At 38.5% G+C, this 17,373-nt stretch carries 17 protein-coding genes; 11 read left to right on the top strand and 6 right to left on the bottom strand.

Going from position 1 to position 17,373, the window contains the following annotated elements:
- The first annotated feature begins 147 nt into the window (after nucleotides 1-147).
- The 6 genes from RRG12_RS14220 to RRG12_RS14195 all read left to right on the top strand — a co-directional run bounded on the left by RRG12_RS14220 (nucleotide 148) and on the right by RRG12_RS14195 (nucleotide 2,746).
- Entirely contained in the window at nucleotides 148-618 is a 471-nt protein-coding gene (locus RRG12_RS14220) for a hypothetical protein (protein ID WP_069073586.1), read from the top strand.
- Nucleotides 619-703: 85 nt separating this feature from the next.
- Nucleotides 704-898, top strand: a complete 195-nt coding sequence (locus RRG12_RS14215) for a DUF5674 family protein (protein ID WP_370684506.1) — start codon at nucleotides 704-706, stop codon at nucleotides 896-898.
- Complete coding sequence (locus RRG12_RS14210) at nucleotides 888-1,058, top strand: DUF5674 family protein (protein ID WP_370684505.1); 171 nt, start codon at nucleotides 888-890, stop codon at nucleotides 1,056-1,058. The genes RRG12_RS14215 and RRG12_RS14210 overlap by 11 nt, the downstream gene beginning before the upstream one ends.
- Nucleotides 1,039-1,395: a hypothetical protein gene (locus RRG12_RS14205; protein WP_069073585.1), complete on the top strand. Its 357-nt coding sequence runs from the start codon at nucleotides 1,039-1,041 to the stop codon at nucleotides 1,393-1,395. The genes RRG12_RS14210 and RRG12_RS14205 overlap by 20 nt, the downstream gene beginning before the upstream one ends.
- 32 nt (nucleotides 1,396-1,427) lie before the next feature.
- Nucleotides 1,428-2,222 carry a peroxiredoxin-like family protein gene (locus tag RRG12_RS14200; protein WP_069073584.1) on the top strand — a complete coding sequence of 265 codons (795 nt, stop codon included), beginning with the start codon at nucleotides 1,428-1,430 and terminating at the stop codon, nucleotides 2,220-2,222.
- A 212-nt stretch (nucleotides 2,223-2,434) separates the two neighbouring features.
- On the top strand, nucleotides 2,435-2,746 hold the full coding sequence (locus tag RRG12_RS14195) for a YciI family protein (protein WP_069073583.1): 312 nt from the start codon (nucleotides 2,435-2,437) through the stop codon (nucleotides 2,744-2,746).
- Nucleotides 2,747-2,839: 93 nt separating this feature from the next.
- Here the strand turns inward: RRG12_RS14195 and RRG12_RS14190 are convergent, their stop codons facing one another.
- The 4 genes from RRG12_RS14190 to RRG12_RS14175 all read right to left on the bottom strand — a co-directional run bounded on the left by RRG12_RS14190 (nucleotide 2,840) and on the right by RRG12_RS14175 (nucleotide 9,053).
- Entirely contained in the window at nucleotides 2,840-3,277 is a 438-nt protein-coding gene (locus RRG12_RS14190; protein ID WP_420759752.1) for a hypothetical protein, read from the bottom strand.
- A gap of 278 nt (nucleotides 3,278-3,555) precedes the next feature.
- On the bottom strand, nucleotides 3,556-6,471 hold the full coding sequence (locus RRG12_RS14185) for an SAV_2336 N-terminal domain-related protein (protein ID WP_420759751.1): 2,916 nt from the start codon (nucleotides 6,469-6,471) through the stop codon (nucleotides 3,556-3,558).
- Nucleotides 6,472-6,477: 6 nt separating this feature from the next.
- The gene (locus RRG12_RS14180) at nucleotides 6,478-7,419 is read right to left on the bottom strand and encodes an AAA family ATPase (RefSeq protein WP_420759750.1); all 942 of its coding nucleotides are present in this window, start codon (nucleotides 7,417-7,419) and stop codon (nucleotides 6,478-6,480) included.
- 185 nt (nucleotides 7,420-7,604) lie between these two features.
- Entirely contained in the window at nucleotides 7,605-9,053 is a 1,449-nt protein-coding gene (locus tag RRG12_RS14175; RefSeq protein WP_420759749.1) for a hypothetical protein, read from the bottom strand.
- Nucleotides 9,054-9,237: 184 nt separating this feature from the next.
- On the opposite strand from RRG12_RS14175, the gene RRG12_RS14170 reads away from it, so the two are divergent.
- The 5 genes from RRG12_RS14170 to RRG12_RS14150 all read left to right on the top strand — a co-directional run bounded on the left by RRG12_RS14170 (nucleotide 9,238) and on the right by RRG12_RS14150 (nucleotide 16,592).
- On the top strand, nucleotides 9,238-10,221 hold the full coding sequence (locus RRG12_RS14170; RefSeq protein ID WP_420759748.1) for a caspase family protein: 984 nt from the start codon (nucleotides 9,238-9,240) through the stop codon (nucleotides 10,219-10,221).
- A 29-nt stretch (nucleotides 10,222-10,250) separates the two neighbouring features.
- Nucleotides 10,251-12,827 carry an NB-ARC domain-containing protein gene (locus RRG12_RS14165; RefSeq protein WP_420759747.1) on the top strand — a complete coding sequence of 859 codons (2,577 nt, stop codon included), beginning with the start codon at nucleotides 10,251-10,253 and terminating at the stop codon, nucleotides 12,825-12,827.
- Nucleotides 12,828-12,945: 118 nt separating this feature from the next.
- Nucleotides 12,946-13,488, top strand: coding sequence for a hypothetical protein (locus RRG12_RS14160; RefSeq protein WP_420759746.1), 543 nt, complete (start codon nucleotides 12,946-12,948; stop codon nucleotides 13,486-13,488).
- A 140-nt stretch (nucleotides 13,489-13,628) separates the two neighbouring features.
- Entirely contained in the window at nucleotides 13,629-14,183 is a 555-nt protein-coding gene (locus RRG12_RS14155) for a WD40 repeat domain-containing protein (protein ID WP_420759761.1), read from the top strand.
- 78 nt (nucleotides 14,184-14,261) lie between these two features.
- The gene (locus RRG12_RS14150) at nucleotides 14,262-16,592 is read left to right on the top strand and encodes an NACHT C-terminal helical domain 2-containing protein (RefSeq protein ID WP_420759745.1); all 2,331 of its coding nucleotides are present in this window, start codon (nucleotides 14,262-14,264) and stop codon (nucleotides 16,590-16,592) included.
- A gap of 127 nt (nucleotides 16,593-16,719) precedes the next feature.
- Here the strand turns inward: RRG12_RS14150 and RRG12_RS14145 are convergent, their stop codons facing one another.
- Nucleotides 16,720-17,100 (bottom strand): hypothetical protein, encoded by a 381-nt coding sequence (locus tag RRG12_RS14145; protein WP_420759744.1) that lies wholly within the window; start codon nucleotides 17,098-17,100, stop codon nucleotides 16,720-16,722.
- 4 nt (nucleotides 17,101-17,104) lie between these two features.
- Nucleotides 17,105-17,302 (bottom strand): hypothetical protein, encoded by a 198-nt coding sequence (locus RRG12_RS14140; RefSeq protein ID WP_420759743.1) that lies wholly within the window; start codon nucleotides 17,300-17,302, stop codon nucleotides 17,105-17,107.
- Nucleotides 17,303-17,373: the final 71 nt, after the last annotated feature.

Raw genomic sequence — 17,373 nt, 5'->3', positions numbered from 1 at the left:
ATATAAAAATAAGTTTTTGAGCCAAGGCTAGTATATTTGGTCGTGTAATCGCAATTTTAATTGTTAGTGCAAGAGCTAAGTAGACTGGTTTGTTGTAAATATAGGAGTATCAACTGATTTACTATCTGAAAATTGTAATTACTTTCAATGGATTCCGACTCAATTAAAGACCTAGAAATAGCCGCTCATGTCTTGACAATTGCGAGAACGCATGGAATTTCTGTTAAAGAAGCTGTTCAGTTATATATCCAAAGGGTGAAATGGGAGAAATGGGAAGCCGAACAGCAAAAACAAAGTGATACAAGTTTATCTGACAGTTTAAAAGAAAGACTCAGCCCCCAAAAGTGGAAAGCATTGATGAGCTACGTGCGTCATCATCCTAGTAATGAACAACTGACCCAAGCCTATTATCAAGCTAAACAAGAAGGTAAATTAAAGTTAGCTAAATTATTAGTACCCAAAATTTTTTACTTAAGAAACTCTGATTTTGTTGGAAAAAAGTATTGTGAAGCAGGAGCGATAGTTGAAGCAGAAGAATATGACAATGTAATTTGTCATATTTGGTTATCACCTGTTGAGTGTGAATTTATTTTTCCAAATGAGGTGGAATTTATTTAATTGTTCAATACAGAGATTTATTTGGCGGTTCCACAAAAATAAAACTTGTAGCTAGTTACGTATTTAGAGTATTAGGAGTGAGATTTTGCTACTCATTATCAAGCAAAGAGCAATATTAGAAGAATTTCATCAAATGCTGCAAACTTTGGAACTATATATCAAAATAGCAGTAGACATAGAAAGAGGTATTTTAGCTGGAGGAGGAGAGAAACACGCTTTTTGCGAAGCAGGATTGCTGGAAGACGGTAGTAGACAGCGAGATATCTGGGGTGCTGACTAGATTCCTTTTAATCAATCAATCAATCGCCTATGAATCGATTATTAACATTCGCCCAAGTCAAAATAATCGCTCAATGCTAATTCAAGACCCAGTAATTAGAGAACGGGTTAAACAAATTGCTCAGGAGTTAATTGGTGGACATGAACCAGAAGTTAGATGAAAAACAAGCACGGTTTCAAAGTGAAAATACATCACTTCGCTTAGGACACATAGCTTCCAATTTAGCAAGGATTAGAACATTTTGTAACAGCGCTTATAAAGAAGCTGTTGAAAGTGTGACAGATGAAACTATATGTTTTATTGAATGGACGGCAGCAGAAATTGAGCCTGAATATGCTGAAGAACTGGTTAACATTCAAGTTCAACTGGCACGATGGAGATTAACTTTTGATAGTATTTGGTCTGATAGTAGCGAACGCAGAAATATATCCGAGCAAGCTAGTGCTTGGTCAGAACAAGTATTAGATATGTCAGGGTTGCTATCCGAATCCATCTAAAATTTTATTTAAAGACTGTTGCCTTCATGTACATGAATACTGAAACACCCATCAATTCTCCAGATATTTACTCAATTTTGAGTCAAACTCAACGCTTGCGAGTTAGTGATGGAGAGATTAAACCCGTTTTAGATGGTTGCTCAAATACTTCAAAGTTGCTCGTGCTTATTTGGTCGCAGTTGGGAGATTTTGATAACTTAGAATATGCTTGGTGGCTGCGAAGAGAATTTGAAGAGATTGAAACCAGAGGAATCACAATTCGTGCTATTGGAATTGGAGATCGCAATTCTGGGATCAAGTTTTGCGAATATACTGGCCTTCCTCAAGAATGGTTATTTGTGGATGCAAATGCTGAAATTCACGAGCTTTTACGGCTTTATCGCGGCTTATCTATACAATTTCCTTTGCTATCAAGTTCACAAAAAGCTTGGCTTAATTTAATCTTAATGTGTGCAGGAATTGGTAGCCCTGGAACTCTCAAGGAAGTTTTTCGGGGTTACAAAGGTGATAAAAAAGCACCTCAATTAATTGCTGATGAGGAAGTTATCAAGGGTACACCAATACCCGCAATAAAAGGTTCGTTTTTTAAAGCGGCTGGAGGAAAAGGTTTTCAGCGCCCATTTGAATTAGCAACCCTGCGCCTGCGAAACATGACTGAAGTTTTGAGCAACTGGAATATTTATGTACCAGATTCATCTTATTTGACGCAACGGGGAGGCACTTTTCTATTTGATTCCCAAGGTCAGTTAATTTACGAACACCGCGATTGCGGGATTCTTGGTTTTGCTGAAAATATGAGCAATCCCTTATCTTTTTTGTATAAGTAATTAATCGGCAAGGGTGGCTGTTAGAGAATTGTCAGCGCAGTGAATGAGTTCAGTTGCACCGTGAGAATGTGGGATTGTAGATTAGGGCAGAGTTAACCGGATCTTTGAACCTACACTGGCATTCATACTGCCGCTATTTCATGACACAAAAGTATTTCTTGTTCTTGGGTCATACAATCAGAACATCATCTCAAATCACCAGCCAGAGCATTATGTCTAAACTTTTTGCCGTTGTGGTTGCAACCGTTCCAGAGTATTACGACTATAAATCGGCTCACCCAGAGCATGACCAAAATCAACTCGCTTGGTTTAATGAGCAACATGAGAAAGGAACACTACTGTGCTGTGGGCCGTTTTTTCCCCATGATGGAACTGGGCTTTGGGTAATCCAGGCAGAGAATCTTGAACAGGCTCAAGCTGTAGTAAACAGTAGTCCTCGTGTGCGAGACGGTATGCTAGCGGACTCTGCTAGAGTTGTGGAGTGGGAAGTTCACATTGGACGCGATCGTTTTGCTCCCGTGTGAATAAGTAGAAGCAACAACTGCTAAATTACTTGGGTATAAGCAGATAAACGCCTAGTAGAAAATTCTGATAATTGAGATTAAATATAAGCTAAGTTACCTTCTCATCTTCTTAGCTACTTCGTTTAACCCTCCTTCTTTTACACAGGTTGCACCGAGGCTTTCAGTGTAAGTACCGTAGTCTTTGTAATGTTGTATCTTGATTAACATTACGTTGTTGTCGCTCCATTTACCTTTAATTTCGCTAATCTTTAATGTTTTAGGATCAAGAAAATGGTTCAAGTTGCCGCCTAGTTTTCCCCACCAGTAAGAAGCCCCGACCATTCGGGTATTAGTAAACTTAACGCCAGACATCTTAACGACTGAATTAGTCTTTGTATTGAAAGAACATGCAGTATTAGTCTTGTTATCCAGTGCAATAATCAAATTGTTATTGCTTTCAAAGAATGACAAATCGTCATTTCTGTTGCTAGCTACAGCAGTTAGAGGTAATAAAGACACCAAAATATTAATAGTTACAAATAGTTTTTTCATTAGCTTTGTTTTAATCTATTGAATACTTTACTATCTCAATTTGCAATAACACATCAGTATATTTATTTACTTGTTATTCAGTATAGTAGTCTTAATATTGCTAACTGCTAGCCAAGCAAGCTCCTACTGAGGTTAAGAGGAGTTTGTGCCTGCCAAATCATTGCCAAGGACATCCAGAACTGAGAGGTAAGGGTGGGTGTTGGGCAATTGTCAGCGCAGTGAATGACTTTAGCTGCACAGTGACAAAGAGGTTTATCCGCAGGGTTACTAAAAAAATCTTAATTATTTTTTCGACTACTAGGATGAATAAATTTTAGGGCTGAGATGACATCATCTTTGTAAGTTCCTACCCAAACAATCGCTTTTTTCATACTTCCAGCTTGTTGATTACTCATCAAATTAAGAAACTCTTTCTGTCTTTGTTTCAATGAATCTTCATCAGAATTCCAAATCTCCTGAATCACCCAATTTTCTATCAGCGATGAAGTAAAAGTATAAGGAATATTTACGTTATTTGTTGCACGTTTAATAACTCCTTGTTCTTCTAAATTTCTCAAATTTCTTTCATTTTGAGTGAAAATGAGGTCAACATCTTCCAAGTCATATCGTCTTTTTCCCAAACGACCTCTCAATTTTACTAAAGCCATCAACATCAATAAATTCTGCTCTTTAGTATTACATTGTTGCCAAGTACTATAAAAAAACGCTTTAGTATTGCTTTCAAATTCTCTCACAAATTCTTCGATTTGTAGTAAACTGTCATTATTTAGCTTTTGATATAGCAGAAAACTAGAAATTTGTAGTAGAGCCGGATGTTCTCCTGCAATTTCTCCTATTACTTGTCGTAATTCGGCTGTAATTGGTTTATTAAATGGTTGTAATAATTGTTCAATTTCTGTATTATCAAATAATTTAATTTGTCGAAATAAATAATGGTTATACCAAGGTGACTGGTTAGGGTTAAAGTGTGGTCCAAGGTCATTAAGACGTTTTTTAGAAGTGACAATAATTGAGAGATTTCGTTTTGTTTCTGAGTAAACAGCTAAGTTACGGCATTCACTCAAGAACTGTTGCATACTGTTTTTAGAGTACTCTTGGGTTTGAAAAAGAGCTCTATCGTAGTCATCAACCAGCATTACTAAGAATTTTTCTCTTTGCCCAAGTTCCCCTAATATCTGATGTAAGCTATCTCTAGATGCTAGATTTTTTTCTAGAAAAGTATTAATTTTTTCCTGCAATTCTGGTTCATTTAATAAGCTGTTTTTTAATAAGCTCAGAACTTTTGTCCAAAAGCCAAAGGGCGTAAAAGGCTCAATTTCCTCACAACTAAAGCGGACTATCACTGCTTGTGAAAAGTCTAGTCCTTGCTGTATCCAAGTATCAGGGGAAGCTAATTTTGCTAAAAAAGAAGTTTTTCCTGTTCCCAGACCTCCCCATACAGCCAAGTGACTACGGTGATTGATTTGATCAAAGGCTGTTGCTATGAGAGAGTTTCTGCCTATGAATTTTTCTGGAGGAACAGGAACTCCCACAAAGAAAGGATTAAGTTGGCTTGTTTTTGTAAAAATACCAGTTTTGGATAAAAGTTGAAAAGGCTGTTCCATCTCTTCGGCTAATTCTCTATACTTCCCACCCAAACGTCTCAAAACCTTCGCACTGATTTGAGCAAAAGGACGAACCAAAATGCCGCTCGAACTATCTACAGCCAAGCTCGGATTCGCTAACATCGCTGCAAACTCATCAACAGATAACCCAACCCTCGCTGCGACATATTCCGAAACTCGACGCAATACCTCCGTTGACTCGGTTAATGGAACCCCATCCAACAGCAAATCCCGCACCCCATCGGCAAAATCAAACTGGATTTTATCCGCTTCTACATCCTCATTAACTGGCGACAAAGGCTTTAATATCCCACCTAAAAACACCTCAGCCACATGAACTTGGCTCGATTTCTGTAACATTGTCTGCTGTATTAACCGCACAACTGGTAAACTAACAGGTGTAGCAGCCAAAAGTCCTGCCAGTTTCCTTGCCATTGGCGAAGCTGTGAGACGGAAGCGTTGTAAACGTTGTTTGGCTGAAAGCTCAACGGGATAATTTTCGGTTGATTCGCTACTACCATCAAGTATTTCCCCATCCGTTGCCAGCAAAAACCCTTTGGTTTGCACCTCTCCTACACCTGCAACCATCCGCGCCCAATTTTTCAGCGATTCTGGCTCTAGCATCACTACGGGGATTTTAAGCTGATTATAGACATCGCTTTCATCAAGCAAATCCAACGCTGTCATGATTAACTGCTGGTTGGGGACTCCAGGAGCCAAGCTGCGTAGCAAAGTTGACTCGGCAACACCCAAAGCGCTTCTTTCCCATAGCCACTCAGGTAATACTTGAATTATTGTTGTTGGGGCAGTGCTAGCCCAAACTGCTAAAGTTTTTGCGATCGCACCGCTACGCCAAGCCTGGGAAACGCAATCGCTGATAATTACAAATAAACGCCGACCGTTGGGGTCGATTAGTTCTCTGGGATTATGTAACCTTTTTTGGCGGGATAGTTCCCCAGTTCTGGGACGCAGCCAAACTTTACCCCGTTCGTCGCTAAATAATCCCCAGGTTCGCACGTCTCGAAAAGCACCATGTCTTTCCAATAGTTGCTGAAACTCCTTGATAGTTTGCTGCCAGAGAAACATCGATTTTCCCTCATCTACCACCAAAGCCAGTTCGAGCCAGCGTTCGGACGCAGGGCGCATTACGGGTGACAAAAGTTTTTCTTCAGCGATACGTTCTGCGGTGGCAATTTCGTCTAGGGAAAATTCTCTCTTAGAGGGAACTTGGCGTTTTAAAGGACGCAGGGAACGAGAAATATCTAATTGGTTTCGTAAGGCTTGAGCAGCAGGAACTTTGATTGGTAAGCCGCTTGAAGTTTGACTGCTATCCTGTGATGATTGGGGATAAACATTAGCGCTGGTTTCAGTCTTGGTTGGAGATTTTGGTGAATTATTCTGGTGATCGCGTGGTAATTTGGTGTTTGGGTCAATTTCTGGCGTTACTGCCGATGTTTCCTGTGGTAATTCAGACATGGGCGAAAGGTCACAACGGCGCATTTGCACCGCAAGCCAGAGGATATCCGCTATTTCCGTATCGTCTAAATTAAATCCCCAGTGATTAAAAGCACCAATTACTCGCTCAATCATATATCCTCATGTGGTTGTGAGATATTCCATCAATGCCTTGAGCAATCGTTCTTTGTCATTACCAACGGGACTTCGTTCGCGGGTGACTAAATAAATCGCATTAAGTAACTGGTCTGTCGCCAAATCCCCAGCATCGGGTTTATCTCGCAGTTGGATAAATTGGGCAATTAAAGTTTCTGCTTCTGACATTACACCATCTCCCAGATGCGCCTGAATAATTTTCTTCAAAGCTGCTTCATCGGGATTTTCCATCGTCAATCGCAAACAGCGTCGTAAAAAGGCTGGGGGAAATTCCCGCTCACCATTGCTAGTCAGTAGAACAAAGGGAAATTGGTTACAACGCACCCGCCCTTTGGTAATAGTTGCAACACTGCCATCATAACCCCGGACTTTGACTGTTTCATATTCTTCCGGTAAACGAGCTAATTCGGGGATTTGAAATTCCCCTTCTTCAAATATATTCAGTAAATCGTTGGGTAAATCAATGTCACTTTTATCAATCTCGTCAATCAGTAAAACACGGGGATGGGGAGATGGTAGTAGGGCTGTTCCCAAGGAACCGAGTTTAATATATTTACCGATATCTCTAGTATTATCCTTACCTTGAGCATCCTGTAAACGTGCGATCGCATCGTAGCCGTAAAGTCCTTCTTGTAGGGTTGAGCGCGTGGTAATTGCCCATTGCAGCACGGAACCCAATTGTAGCTCTTGGGCAACTTTGTAAGCCAGAGATGTTTTACCTGTTCCCGGTTTTCCCGTCACCAGCAAAGGGCGACGTAAATAAAGCGCTGCATTGACAAGCTCAATTTCATTGCGACGGACTTGAAAAGTTTCCCCCCGTTGTTTTTTCTTCTCTTCCCCAAATTCACGCCATTTTGGTGCTTCAGGAAGATTTTTAATGCCATCGTGGGGCTTTTCTGTACCTTTAAAAATCAGCCAGTCGCTCATTGCTTGCTCCTCATTTTAAATACCAGTTCGTCATTGCGTAGCTTGCTTCCCGTAGGGGTGTAGGGGTATGTAGCGATAGCGAAATGTACGCGGAGCGTTCCCAGAGGATAGCAATCGCAAGAGCTTGAGATTGCTTTGCTTCACGTTGTTTCGCTCGCAATGACATATCATATCTTTCCATACTTTTACGATGCAGAAAATTCCAGTACTGCGTTTGGTGGTATGCGGTTGGGGTCATCCCATAGTAAAACTAAATGATTACCCAAGTGCATTTCATGGTCTGCTGCTAAACGTTGTTCTTTGACGCAAGTAGATAATTCCTGTAATGGTTTTTCGAGTAGCGCGTCAAAATGGTGAGGGTTTTTGAGATTTGTCACCTCACAACGTGACCAAATTACAATTGGTGTCCCTGCACTATGGATAGCCTTAAATAAACCATCTCTGTCGGAATTTGATAAATTACAGCATACCTTGAGAACAATTTTTTCGATTAAGCATTCTCTTAGGTTATTGAGGTCAAAACACGATTGGGAAACCGTAGTTATTTTTTTTATACAAGGAATATCCTGCCAGTTTAACTGGACATTTGTCCAATTTTTCTTCCAATGGGAACCTTGTTTCTTGTTTAATGTTTTCAAGCGGTCGTAGGAACGTACCACAACTCGATACTCTTTACCAATGGGAATACTACAATCTTCTTCATCTAAATATTTCCATTTTTCCACCTCATCGCACAGGCGATCGCGTGGGAGAAATATTTCGATGGTTAATTCAGTTGATTCTCCCTGCAAGTATTCATCAAAGCACTGCTGGAGCAAGTTACCGAGTAATTGAGGTAATTCTTTCGGTACAAACGGAATTTCCGGTTGCTGTTCATCAACAGTTAGAAGTTTGAAACGTTCCCAAGGGTCTTGAATGGTATCATCGGGGATAAACCAAGCTTTAACAAATAGTTCGTTGGTTACTTCGGGACGAAATTGGATGAGTAAATAGGAATGTCGCGGTTGGGTAGATGCGGTTTTGGCTGTAGTTGCGAAAGAATAGTTAGTTAATAATTGCCCAAGTTTCTCACGCTTAATTTGAGGAATACTTTTATCTTGAGTTAGCAAATAAATAAAATGTAATAATGGTGAATTTTCAGGATTTAGATCGGGAATTTCTACTAATTGCGCGATCGCATCATCCATATCTTTCGGTTTATCTCGCCAATTAGACCAACCGTCGGGGAGTTTGATTGCGGAGAAAGCCTTACTAATTGCACCAGAATCCGAAATATTTAGTATAAGATTTATTTGGTTTTTGATATTTTGCTGTTCGATGTCTCCAGTGGTTAAATCGCGTCCCGCAAAAATATCTTTCAATATGTCTTGCCGCGTTTCTTTTTTTACAATTCCCTCATTCATGACTTCTCGCAAAGCTTCTTTAATAGCTTCTGCATCTGTGTTGTAATAAGTGCGATCACCAATGTGAATATCTCTACCTTCAGCGATATTGACAATATGCTTACCAATCTGAAATTGATGTTCGCCATTACCCCTACGTAGCAGACTTCTCAGGGTTTGGCGATCGTTCTCAGTTTCCTTATGGTTGGCAATGCGTTCAAAAATAATCTCTAGCTCGTCATGGGATATCATTCGTGTCTAAACTGTTCTTTGATTATTGCTGAGTGGAAATTCAGAAAAATTAAAAAAATACTGTTGATTACTAGTATTGATTATGACATACACTATAGTTTTGGTGTTCATCGACAAGATAAGTACCTAAAGATTAAAAATTGTTACAGAAGCAAATTATACTTAAATTCTAGGATAAGTAGTAATGAGCAATAAATTCACTCATGGATATGCGCTTTTAATTGGTGTCGGAGAGTCGGCTTATAATAAATTATCGTTACCTGTGACAGTCAAAGATACTCAGGCGATTTATGCGGCTTTAATTGATCCAGAATTATGTGCTTATCCAAATGATAAAGAGCATATTAGAGTTTTAAATAATAAAGAAGCGACAAAAGTTGCAATTTTAGATAGCTTAAATTGGTTAAAAGATAAAGCTAAATCTGACCCCAATGCAACGATTTTTATTTACTATTCAGGTCACGGTTGGCTGAAGGAAGAAAATAATCGCTATTATCTCATTCAGCACGATATTGACCCTTTTGATTTAGCTGGTTCAGCCCTATCTGCGGAAACCTTCACCGATGTGCTTAGAGAAATTCCAGCAGAGCGTTTATTTGTTGTAATTGATAGCTGTCATGCAGCAGGAATGGCAACATCAAAAGATGGGAACACTGCCATTTCATCGAATACTCCAGCAGGATTTGTCGAAGCATCTCCATCAAAAGGCTTGATTGAGGAATTGAAAAAAGGTAAAGGTCGAGTTGTGTTTACTTCTTCGGAAGGTACACAATCTTCTTTCTACGTTCGGGATGAATCACTCAGCATCTACACCTATCATTTTCTCGAAGCATTGCAAGGTGCTGGCAATCAACCTGGAGATATGGAAGTTAGGATTTCTAATATTATGAATCATGTTGGTAAAACCGTACCAGATAGCGTGCGAAGTCAATATAAGCAAGAACAAATTCCACAATTCGATATGACAGGGGGAGATTTTGCGATCGCCCAATTACGAGGTGATAAAGGTTTACCAAATAAAGGGTGGGATGAAGTGCGATCGGACGCGACTCAAAAGATTAATAGAATAGCTCAAAATATTCAGCAATATGGTAGATATATCACTAATATCAATGAAGTGCGTGATGTTCAAAATTTCCATATTGGCGATGTTATTAATAAAAATTAATTGCTGAAAACAGAGACTCAGAATTAAAAATGATGATTGAAGATGAAATACACTCTATTTTAGATCGTTTTGCCAGACATAAACACACTGAATCGGATATTGTATTTTTGCATCAGTTACTTAATGATCTAGCGCAGTTAGGTAAGAATATTGTCAATATTGGACAGGTTCATGGAGGGGAATTTCAGATTGGCGATCGCATTTATCAACAGTGGGATAAGGAAGCGATAGAAGCCTTAGTTAAAGCACTTAGCCCAAGTTCAATTGGAACTCCTCAAAATATTCCTTATACAGGTGTAATCAAATTTGTAGGCAGAACAGATGAGATCCGAATGTTACACCAAAAGTTGGAAGAAAAAAACTGTGTAGCCATTTCAGCGATTGCTGGAATGGGTGGTGTAGGTAAAACGGAACTAGCAATTCAGTATGCGCTGACTCACCAAGAAGACTATTCTGGAGGAATGTGCTGGTTACGAGCAAGGGATAAGAATATCGGTAGACAAATTGTTGATTTTGCTCAAAATAATTTAGATTTAAAGATTCCTGAACATATTAAAGGCTTAGATAATCAAGTAAGTTGGTGTTGGCAACATTGGCAGGAAGGAAATATTTTAATTGTATTAGATGATGTTAATAACTATGCACATATTAAAGCATATCTTCCTTTCGGCAATCCTCGTTTTCGAGTGTTAATAACTACACGGTTAGAATTATTACAATCTAACCAAAGAGTAGAGTTAAAGGTATTAGAACCAGATATAGCCGTTATTTTATTAGAGTCATTTATTAGTCAAGGAAGAGTACAAAAAGAATACACGATTGCTCAAAAAATCTGTAATTTTTTAGGTTATTTGCCATTAGGACTAGAATTGGTAGGACGCTATTTGGAACATAAACCAGATTTATCCTTGGCAGAAATGTTACAACGTTTAGAGGCAAAAGGGCTAAATCAACAAGCATTAAAAAAACCAGAAAGGCTAACTTCAGACATGACGGCTGAGTTAGGAGTTACAGCTGCTTTTGATTTGAGTTGGCAAGAGTTAAATTCTACAGCCAAGGAGTTAAGTTTATTTTTGTGTCTATTTGATTTAGTACCTATTTCCTGGCAGTTCGTTGAACAGTGTTTTCCTGAACAAGATACAGAAAATTTAGAAGAAGCCAGAGATGATTTTCTAGTCTATCTACATTTACTGCAACGTGAAGGAAAAGAAACTTATAAACTTCATGAATTGATTCGAGAATTTTTTCAAAGTAAATTAGTTGAATCAACACAGACCAATTTAATAGAAGCAGTAGCTTTAAAAATTGGAGAGATTGCAGCCAAAAATATTATCTGTATTACTGAGATTTTACAAAAAGGATTATTAAATTGGCACTTTTCTCCAAGTTCACAATTATCAGCATTAGAATGGGGAAAGCAAATTTATATAGCGAGTCAGTCTTGGTGCTATGAACTGGATGAATTAGCAAAATTAGTAATGCCTCTTAGATCAGATGGTAGTTTACCAGTTTTGGGCGTTGCTTTAGGTGAAAAAAATCCAATTAGTTTTAGAGATAGTCTTATTAAAAACTTACCCAAATCTGGTGCTATTGTATTTGAAAGAATATTAATAGATAATCCAAATCTGTTTTATCTTGTAACAAGCTGGAATTTTAGAGATGATATTCAAGAAAATATTATTGAATTACCTCTAGAAGCTACAAAAATTGCTGAAGATAATTATAATGATGTACATCCAGATATAAATGTACTTTTTAAATTAGGTTGGAATAATTTTAAATCATCTCTGATAAAATCCAACCTATCTACAGTTTGGGACTATACTTTTAATGATATTGTTGATAACTTATCAAAATTTTTGAAAGAGCGATCGCTACCTGTTTCATCAGGATATCTTTCTTTTGATGCTGCTTGGCACGCTGCTATTTATTTAAATCGGAAACATCTAATAAACTCTTATCCAAATAATTATTGTGAGCCGATTGCTTTAGATGAGATTGAAAAGTGTCTATCTAAAGTTGATAAAAACCAGCTTTCTTCGATGATGAGACATTGTTTAAATCAATTAATAATTGAGATAGAGGCTTGTAGTGCTAAAGGTCAAACTCATTTAAGTTTTTCTCCTTCCGTTAAAATATATAAAAGTAGTTCTAATATTTCTCATGAAAATTTGCTAAATTATACGATAGATATTTTTCAGCAATCAATAGAAAGTTATGAGCAATTAGTTAATAATCTATTTTTTAAGTTTATTCCCCAATTACAGTTAGCATCAATTTTACCCGCTCGACTTGTTGGGTATATTGTTCCACCTAAAAGTTTTGCGGACTCCATTAGTATGAGTTGGTATTGGGAATCTTTACCTAAAGCTCAAAAAAGTTATGTAGATTTTAGATTAATTGAAAACGAAAATTCTCTAACCTCTTCATTTTCCCCGACTGCTCTATTTCCTCGAACTATCAAACAAACTCCATTTACTCAATCATGGTTAGGGATTAATCCTGTGACTGAAAGGGTATATCAATGGCTTTGGGAAGATTTAAAAAAGATAGGATGGGTCACAGGTGATAGCTTAGAAAATGCAGGGTTTCCTTACTGGCGATGATTAAACATTTTTATCTGTAAGTTAGAAGTTTGTTAGATACATAAATTACCTCAATGCAAACTTTCATCAAATAACAAGTCCAAAAATCTAATTAGTTATAGCCCAGAGGTTATTGATAATGAATGCAGACGATATAAATGCAATTTTTAATAGAATCGCTAATAATCAACACACTGAAGATGACATATCAATGTTGCAACAGGCACTTATTGGCGATAATCACCAGCTTGCATTGCAACTAAGTAAGTATAATGTCAATATTGGAGAAGGAAAGGATATACATATAGGCGATCGCGTTTATCAACAGTGGGATGGAGAAGCTATTAAAGCCCTAGTTAAAGCCATTCAACAAGTAACTTGGAGATGTATCGCCAATTTAACAGAAAATGATTATACACAATCTATAGGGATTAGCTTAATAGATAAATTATCCAAACAATTGACTGATTTTTCCCAGCAGTCTGTAATGCGTTATGGATTAAAGTTAGCTTTTAGTCCTAATTCACAACAAGAATATTTTGTTAGTAGCAGCAACCAAGTTATTAAACGTTGGCAGACAAATACATGGGAAATATTGCGAGAAATATCTGTTCCATTTTCCCTCACAGATACTTTTGATTTATGGTTTACTGCTGTAGGAATTAGCCCAGATTCTCACTAGTTGCTGCCTGTAAAGCCTATCAAGTAAATGTTTGGAATTTAGGCACAGATAAGCTAATTTATAGCTTTGGTAAAACTGTTTTTAGTAACTTTTTCGATGTTTTCGGTTTCGACTCAGTTGCTTTTAGCCCAGATAGCAAAATATTAGCAGCTAATGATAACCAAGACATTAAATTATGGGATATAGAAACAGGAAAGGAAATTACCAAACTTTCAGGACATACAGATAAAGTAACCTGTGTGGCTTTTAATCCCAACAATGGCAGAATTCTGGCAAGTTGTAGTTACGACAAAACTATCAAACTATGGGATATCGCTGAGAAAAGATGTTTAGGTACACTTTCTGCCCATCGAGATGCTGTCTATACCCTGGCATTTAGTCCTGATGGAGAAATTATTGCCACTGGAAGTAACGATAATAGTATCAAACTGTGGAATCTGAATGCGGGAGAAATCCCTGAAACGCTTCGACAACATTCGGATGCTGTAACCTGTCTTGTTTTTAGTCCAGATGCTAAAACTTTAGTAAGCGGAGGTAATGAGGGGAAAATTGTAGAATGGGATATTGCCAAAAAAGAGTCACAAACTTTGCCTCAACAACATAGCCGAGGAGTTACATCTATTGCAATCAGTCCAGATGGAGAAACATTAATTAGTGGAGGAAGGGATCAGACGATTAAAGTTTGGAGACGATAACAGTGAGAGAGAAAAGGTAATTATCTGCGATCATAATCTAAACATAAATACAAATTTACTGCTTGAAGCACAACCAAAATGCTCCCTCCTGAAGAACTAAATGCCATTCTAGATCGCATAGTCAAACACCAGCAGACTGAGACTGATATGAAAGTTCTGCGACAATGGCTTAGTGGTGGTGGTCAGATTATTTCTCAGCAAGGGAAATATGCAGTAAACTTGGGGCAAGGACAGGAAATTCATATTGGTGATATTTACCAAGGTACAGATGCAGAAGCAATTGGAGAAATAATTCGCTCTATACTTGAGGAGCTAAAAGCCACCGCTAAATTTGCCACATATCAAGAAATTTCGCTCCCTTCTTTCCAGAATAGTAAGCTACCTGTTGATGACTTGGTGCAACAAGTGCGTATCCGCATCCACGACACTATCCAAAGTTTACACGGAACAATGCCATTGTGGGGAATCGATAGTTGGGTTCCCTTGGGGGATTTGTTTGTCGATGTCAATATTTTGGAGTCCCTCAGCTGTAACCGCAGGTCGGAATTGGGCGATTTGTGGCAGGATTTTACAAAGAGTAATTCCAACTACCGCAGTTTGGATCGGATTGGTTTGGGAAAGGAACAGCAGCGCGTTTCGGGATTGACTGTGTTGGAAAAGGATACAAACTTGATGGTGGTGGGTAAACCGGGTTCGGGGAAAACCACCTATTTGCAAAGGATTGTCACCGAATGCAATAATGGCAAATTGCAAGCACAGCGAATTCCCGTGTTGATAAAGCTGCGGGAGTTTGTGGACGATGGATGCAAGTATGACTACAACTTGAAGCAGTTTTTGGGACAGTTTTGGCAGTTAAACAACGCAGATATCGAACTGGTGTTAAACCAGGATAAAGCTTTGGTGTTGTTGGATGGGTTGGATGAGGTGACAGGGGAAGCAGGGAAGCAAATTACCAGGGAAATCAAGCGGTTTGCTCGTGCTTATCCCCAAGTGTTGGTGGTGGTGACTTGTCGAACACAAAGCCAGGAATCGCGGTTTGACAGGTTCGATTATGTAGAGGTGGCTGATTTTAATGAGCAGCAGGTGAGAGCGTTTGCAGAGCATTGGTTTGGAACTGTGTGCGGGGATAGAGGGGAGAACAAAGCGCGGGAGTTTTTGGAACAGTTGTTTCGGGATGAGAACAAACCGATTCGGGAATTGGCAATTACACCGATTTTGTTGAGTTTGACTTGTGCGGTGTTCCAGCAAACGGGGAAATTTTACTCGCAGCGTTCCAAGTTGTATGAGGAGGGGTTGGAGTTATTGTTGGTACAGTGGGACAAATCGCGGGAAGTTGAGCGGGACGAGGTTTATCGAGATTTGTCGGTGGAGCGAAAATTGGAGTTGTTGAGTTATGTTGCGGTGAAAAAGTTCGAGCAAGAACAATATGTGTTGTTCGAGCAGGAGGAATTGGAGAGGTATATTGGGGAGTTTTTGGGGATTGAGCGTCGGGAAAGTCAGGGGGTAATGAGAGCGATCGCATCTCAGCATGGGTTATTAATTGAGCGATCATACAAGGTTTGGTCGTTTTCACATTTGACTTTTCAAGAGTATTTGGTGGCAGAATGGTTTTTAAATTTTGCTGATTGGAGAATTTTAATTAGTTACATATTCACTGAACATTGGCGAGAAGTATTTTTAATATTTTGTGAAAAAACAAAATCAATAGATGAATTATTATTTAAAATAAAGTATGCAATTGATCAGAAATTTAATAAACAAAATAAATTACAAGAAATATTGAAATATATAAATAATAAAGTGTATGTAGTTAAATCTGTATATAGTCCAGTCGCTCTCAGAGCTTTCTATTTTGCTCTTGTTCGCTCACTTAATCATCGTTTTGCTCTTAACCTTAGTAATGATGAGAGCCTTTCTAGCTTTTTTGAAGACGACTTAGCTCATATGCTGGATGAAAATCTTAGTCATCAATATAAACTTAATTATGATTATAGTTTTTCTCCCGATCTCCTAATTGATTATAAATTTGCTCACGGCTATTATCCAAATCCTTATTCTTCTCATGAATTAAATCCTGAATTAGAAGAATCTTTAAAGGACATTCAAAAGCAATTTCCCTATCATATAGAAGACGAAAATTTTTTCAAAGGGTGGTGGATATTGAATGGTAGAGATTGGAGTGAAAAATTACGAAATAAAATGATTCAACATCGTAATATTGGGCATGATTGGCAGTTGAGTGATGACCAAATCCAAGTATTAAAGAAATATTATGATGCTAATAAATTATTAGTGAATTGCATCAATAGCGCTTATGGAGCGAGTTTTAAGGTCATAAACGAGCTTAAGGAAACATTACTACTACCGATTGCCGAAATCGAAAAATGCGAACGTGAAGACATAGAGTAAAGCGATCACCCTGCGATCGCATAAACTAATTTATCTCTAATAAAAGAACTCTTGTTGAAGGATAAATTAGCTAAATATTTAACCATGAACAAGTAAACTCATCTTTGAAAAGAAGCAACAATTTTAACTAAATTATTGATAAGCGAGTATCATGAGAGCCACATAAAGTTTTTTCAATTGCTACAACTTCACCCGCAGTTCTGTGCTTACTTCTTTGGGACATATTCATAACGTTTATACGGGCGTTCATGCACCAGCCTTTAGGGTCTGACAGAATGCGGCGGATGATTTCTTCATCTTCATTGCCACCGTCACCAAGGTTAGCAAGGGACAAGTAAACTTGTTGGTTTAGCAGAGAGGGGTAAGTGAATTTGTGGCGTTTGGGGTATCTCAGCAGATGCAGTCGTGCAGCAGCGAGGATAAGCCCTCTGTGGTGAACAAGCTGGGATTGTCTTAGAGGAGTAGCTGGAAAACTGGTAGGGTAGACATCGCTATAAGGTTTAGTCAAGATATTATTGACAGATGACTTGAACTATCTCAGGCAACCACCGCAATTGAAAAACAGTCTGGTTTGAGCCTTTGGCGATTGCTGCTACCATCCGCCCCCATTGCTTACCTGATTCGGTTGGGCGATACGGGATTTTCCGGTCATCTGTTCTGTATTGCAAACCAGCATGAACTAGCCAGTTGTTCACTGCGACTGCACTCATTGCAACTACCTCACCAATATCTGTAGGCTTAAGCTATGTATCATCGCTAATATTGGTTATTGCGATCGCTG

It is taken from the genome of Nostoc sp. CALU 546 (genome assembly GCF_048836525.1).
The sequence above is the reverse complement of the archived record's forward strand: the minus strand, read 5'-3'. Positions and strand labels throughout refer to the sequence as shown.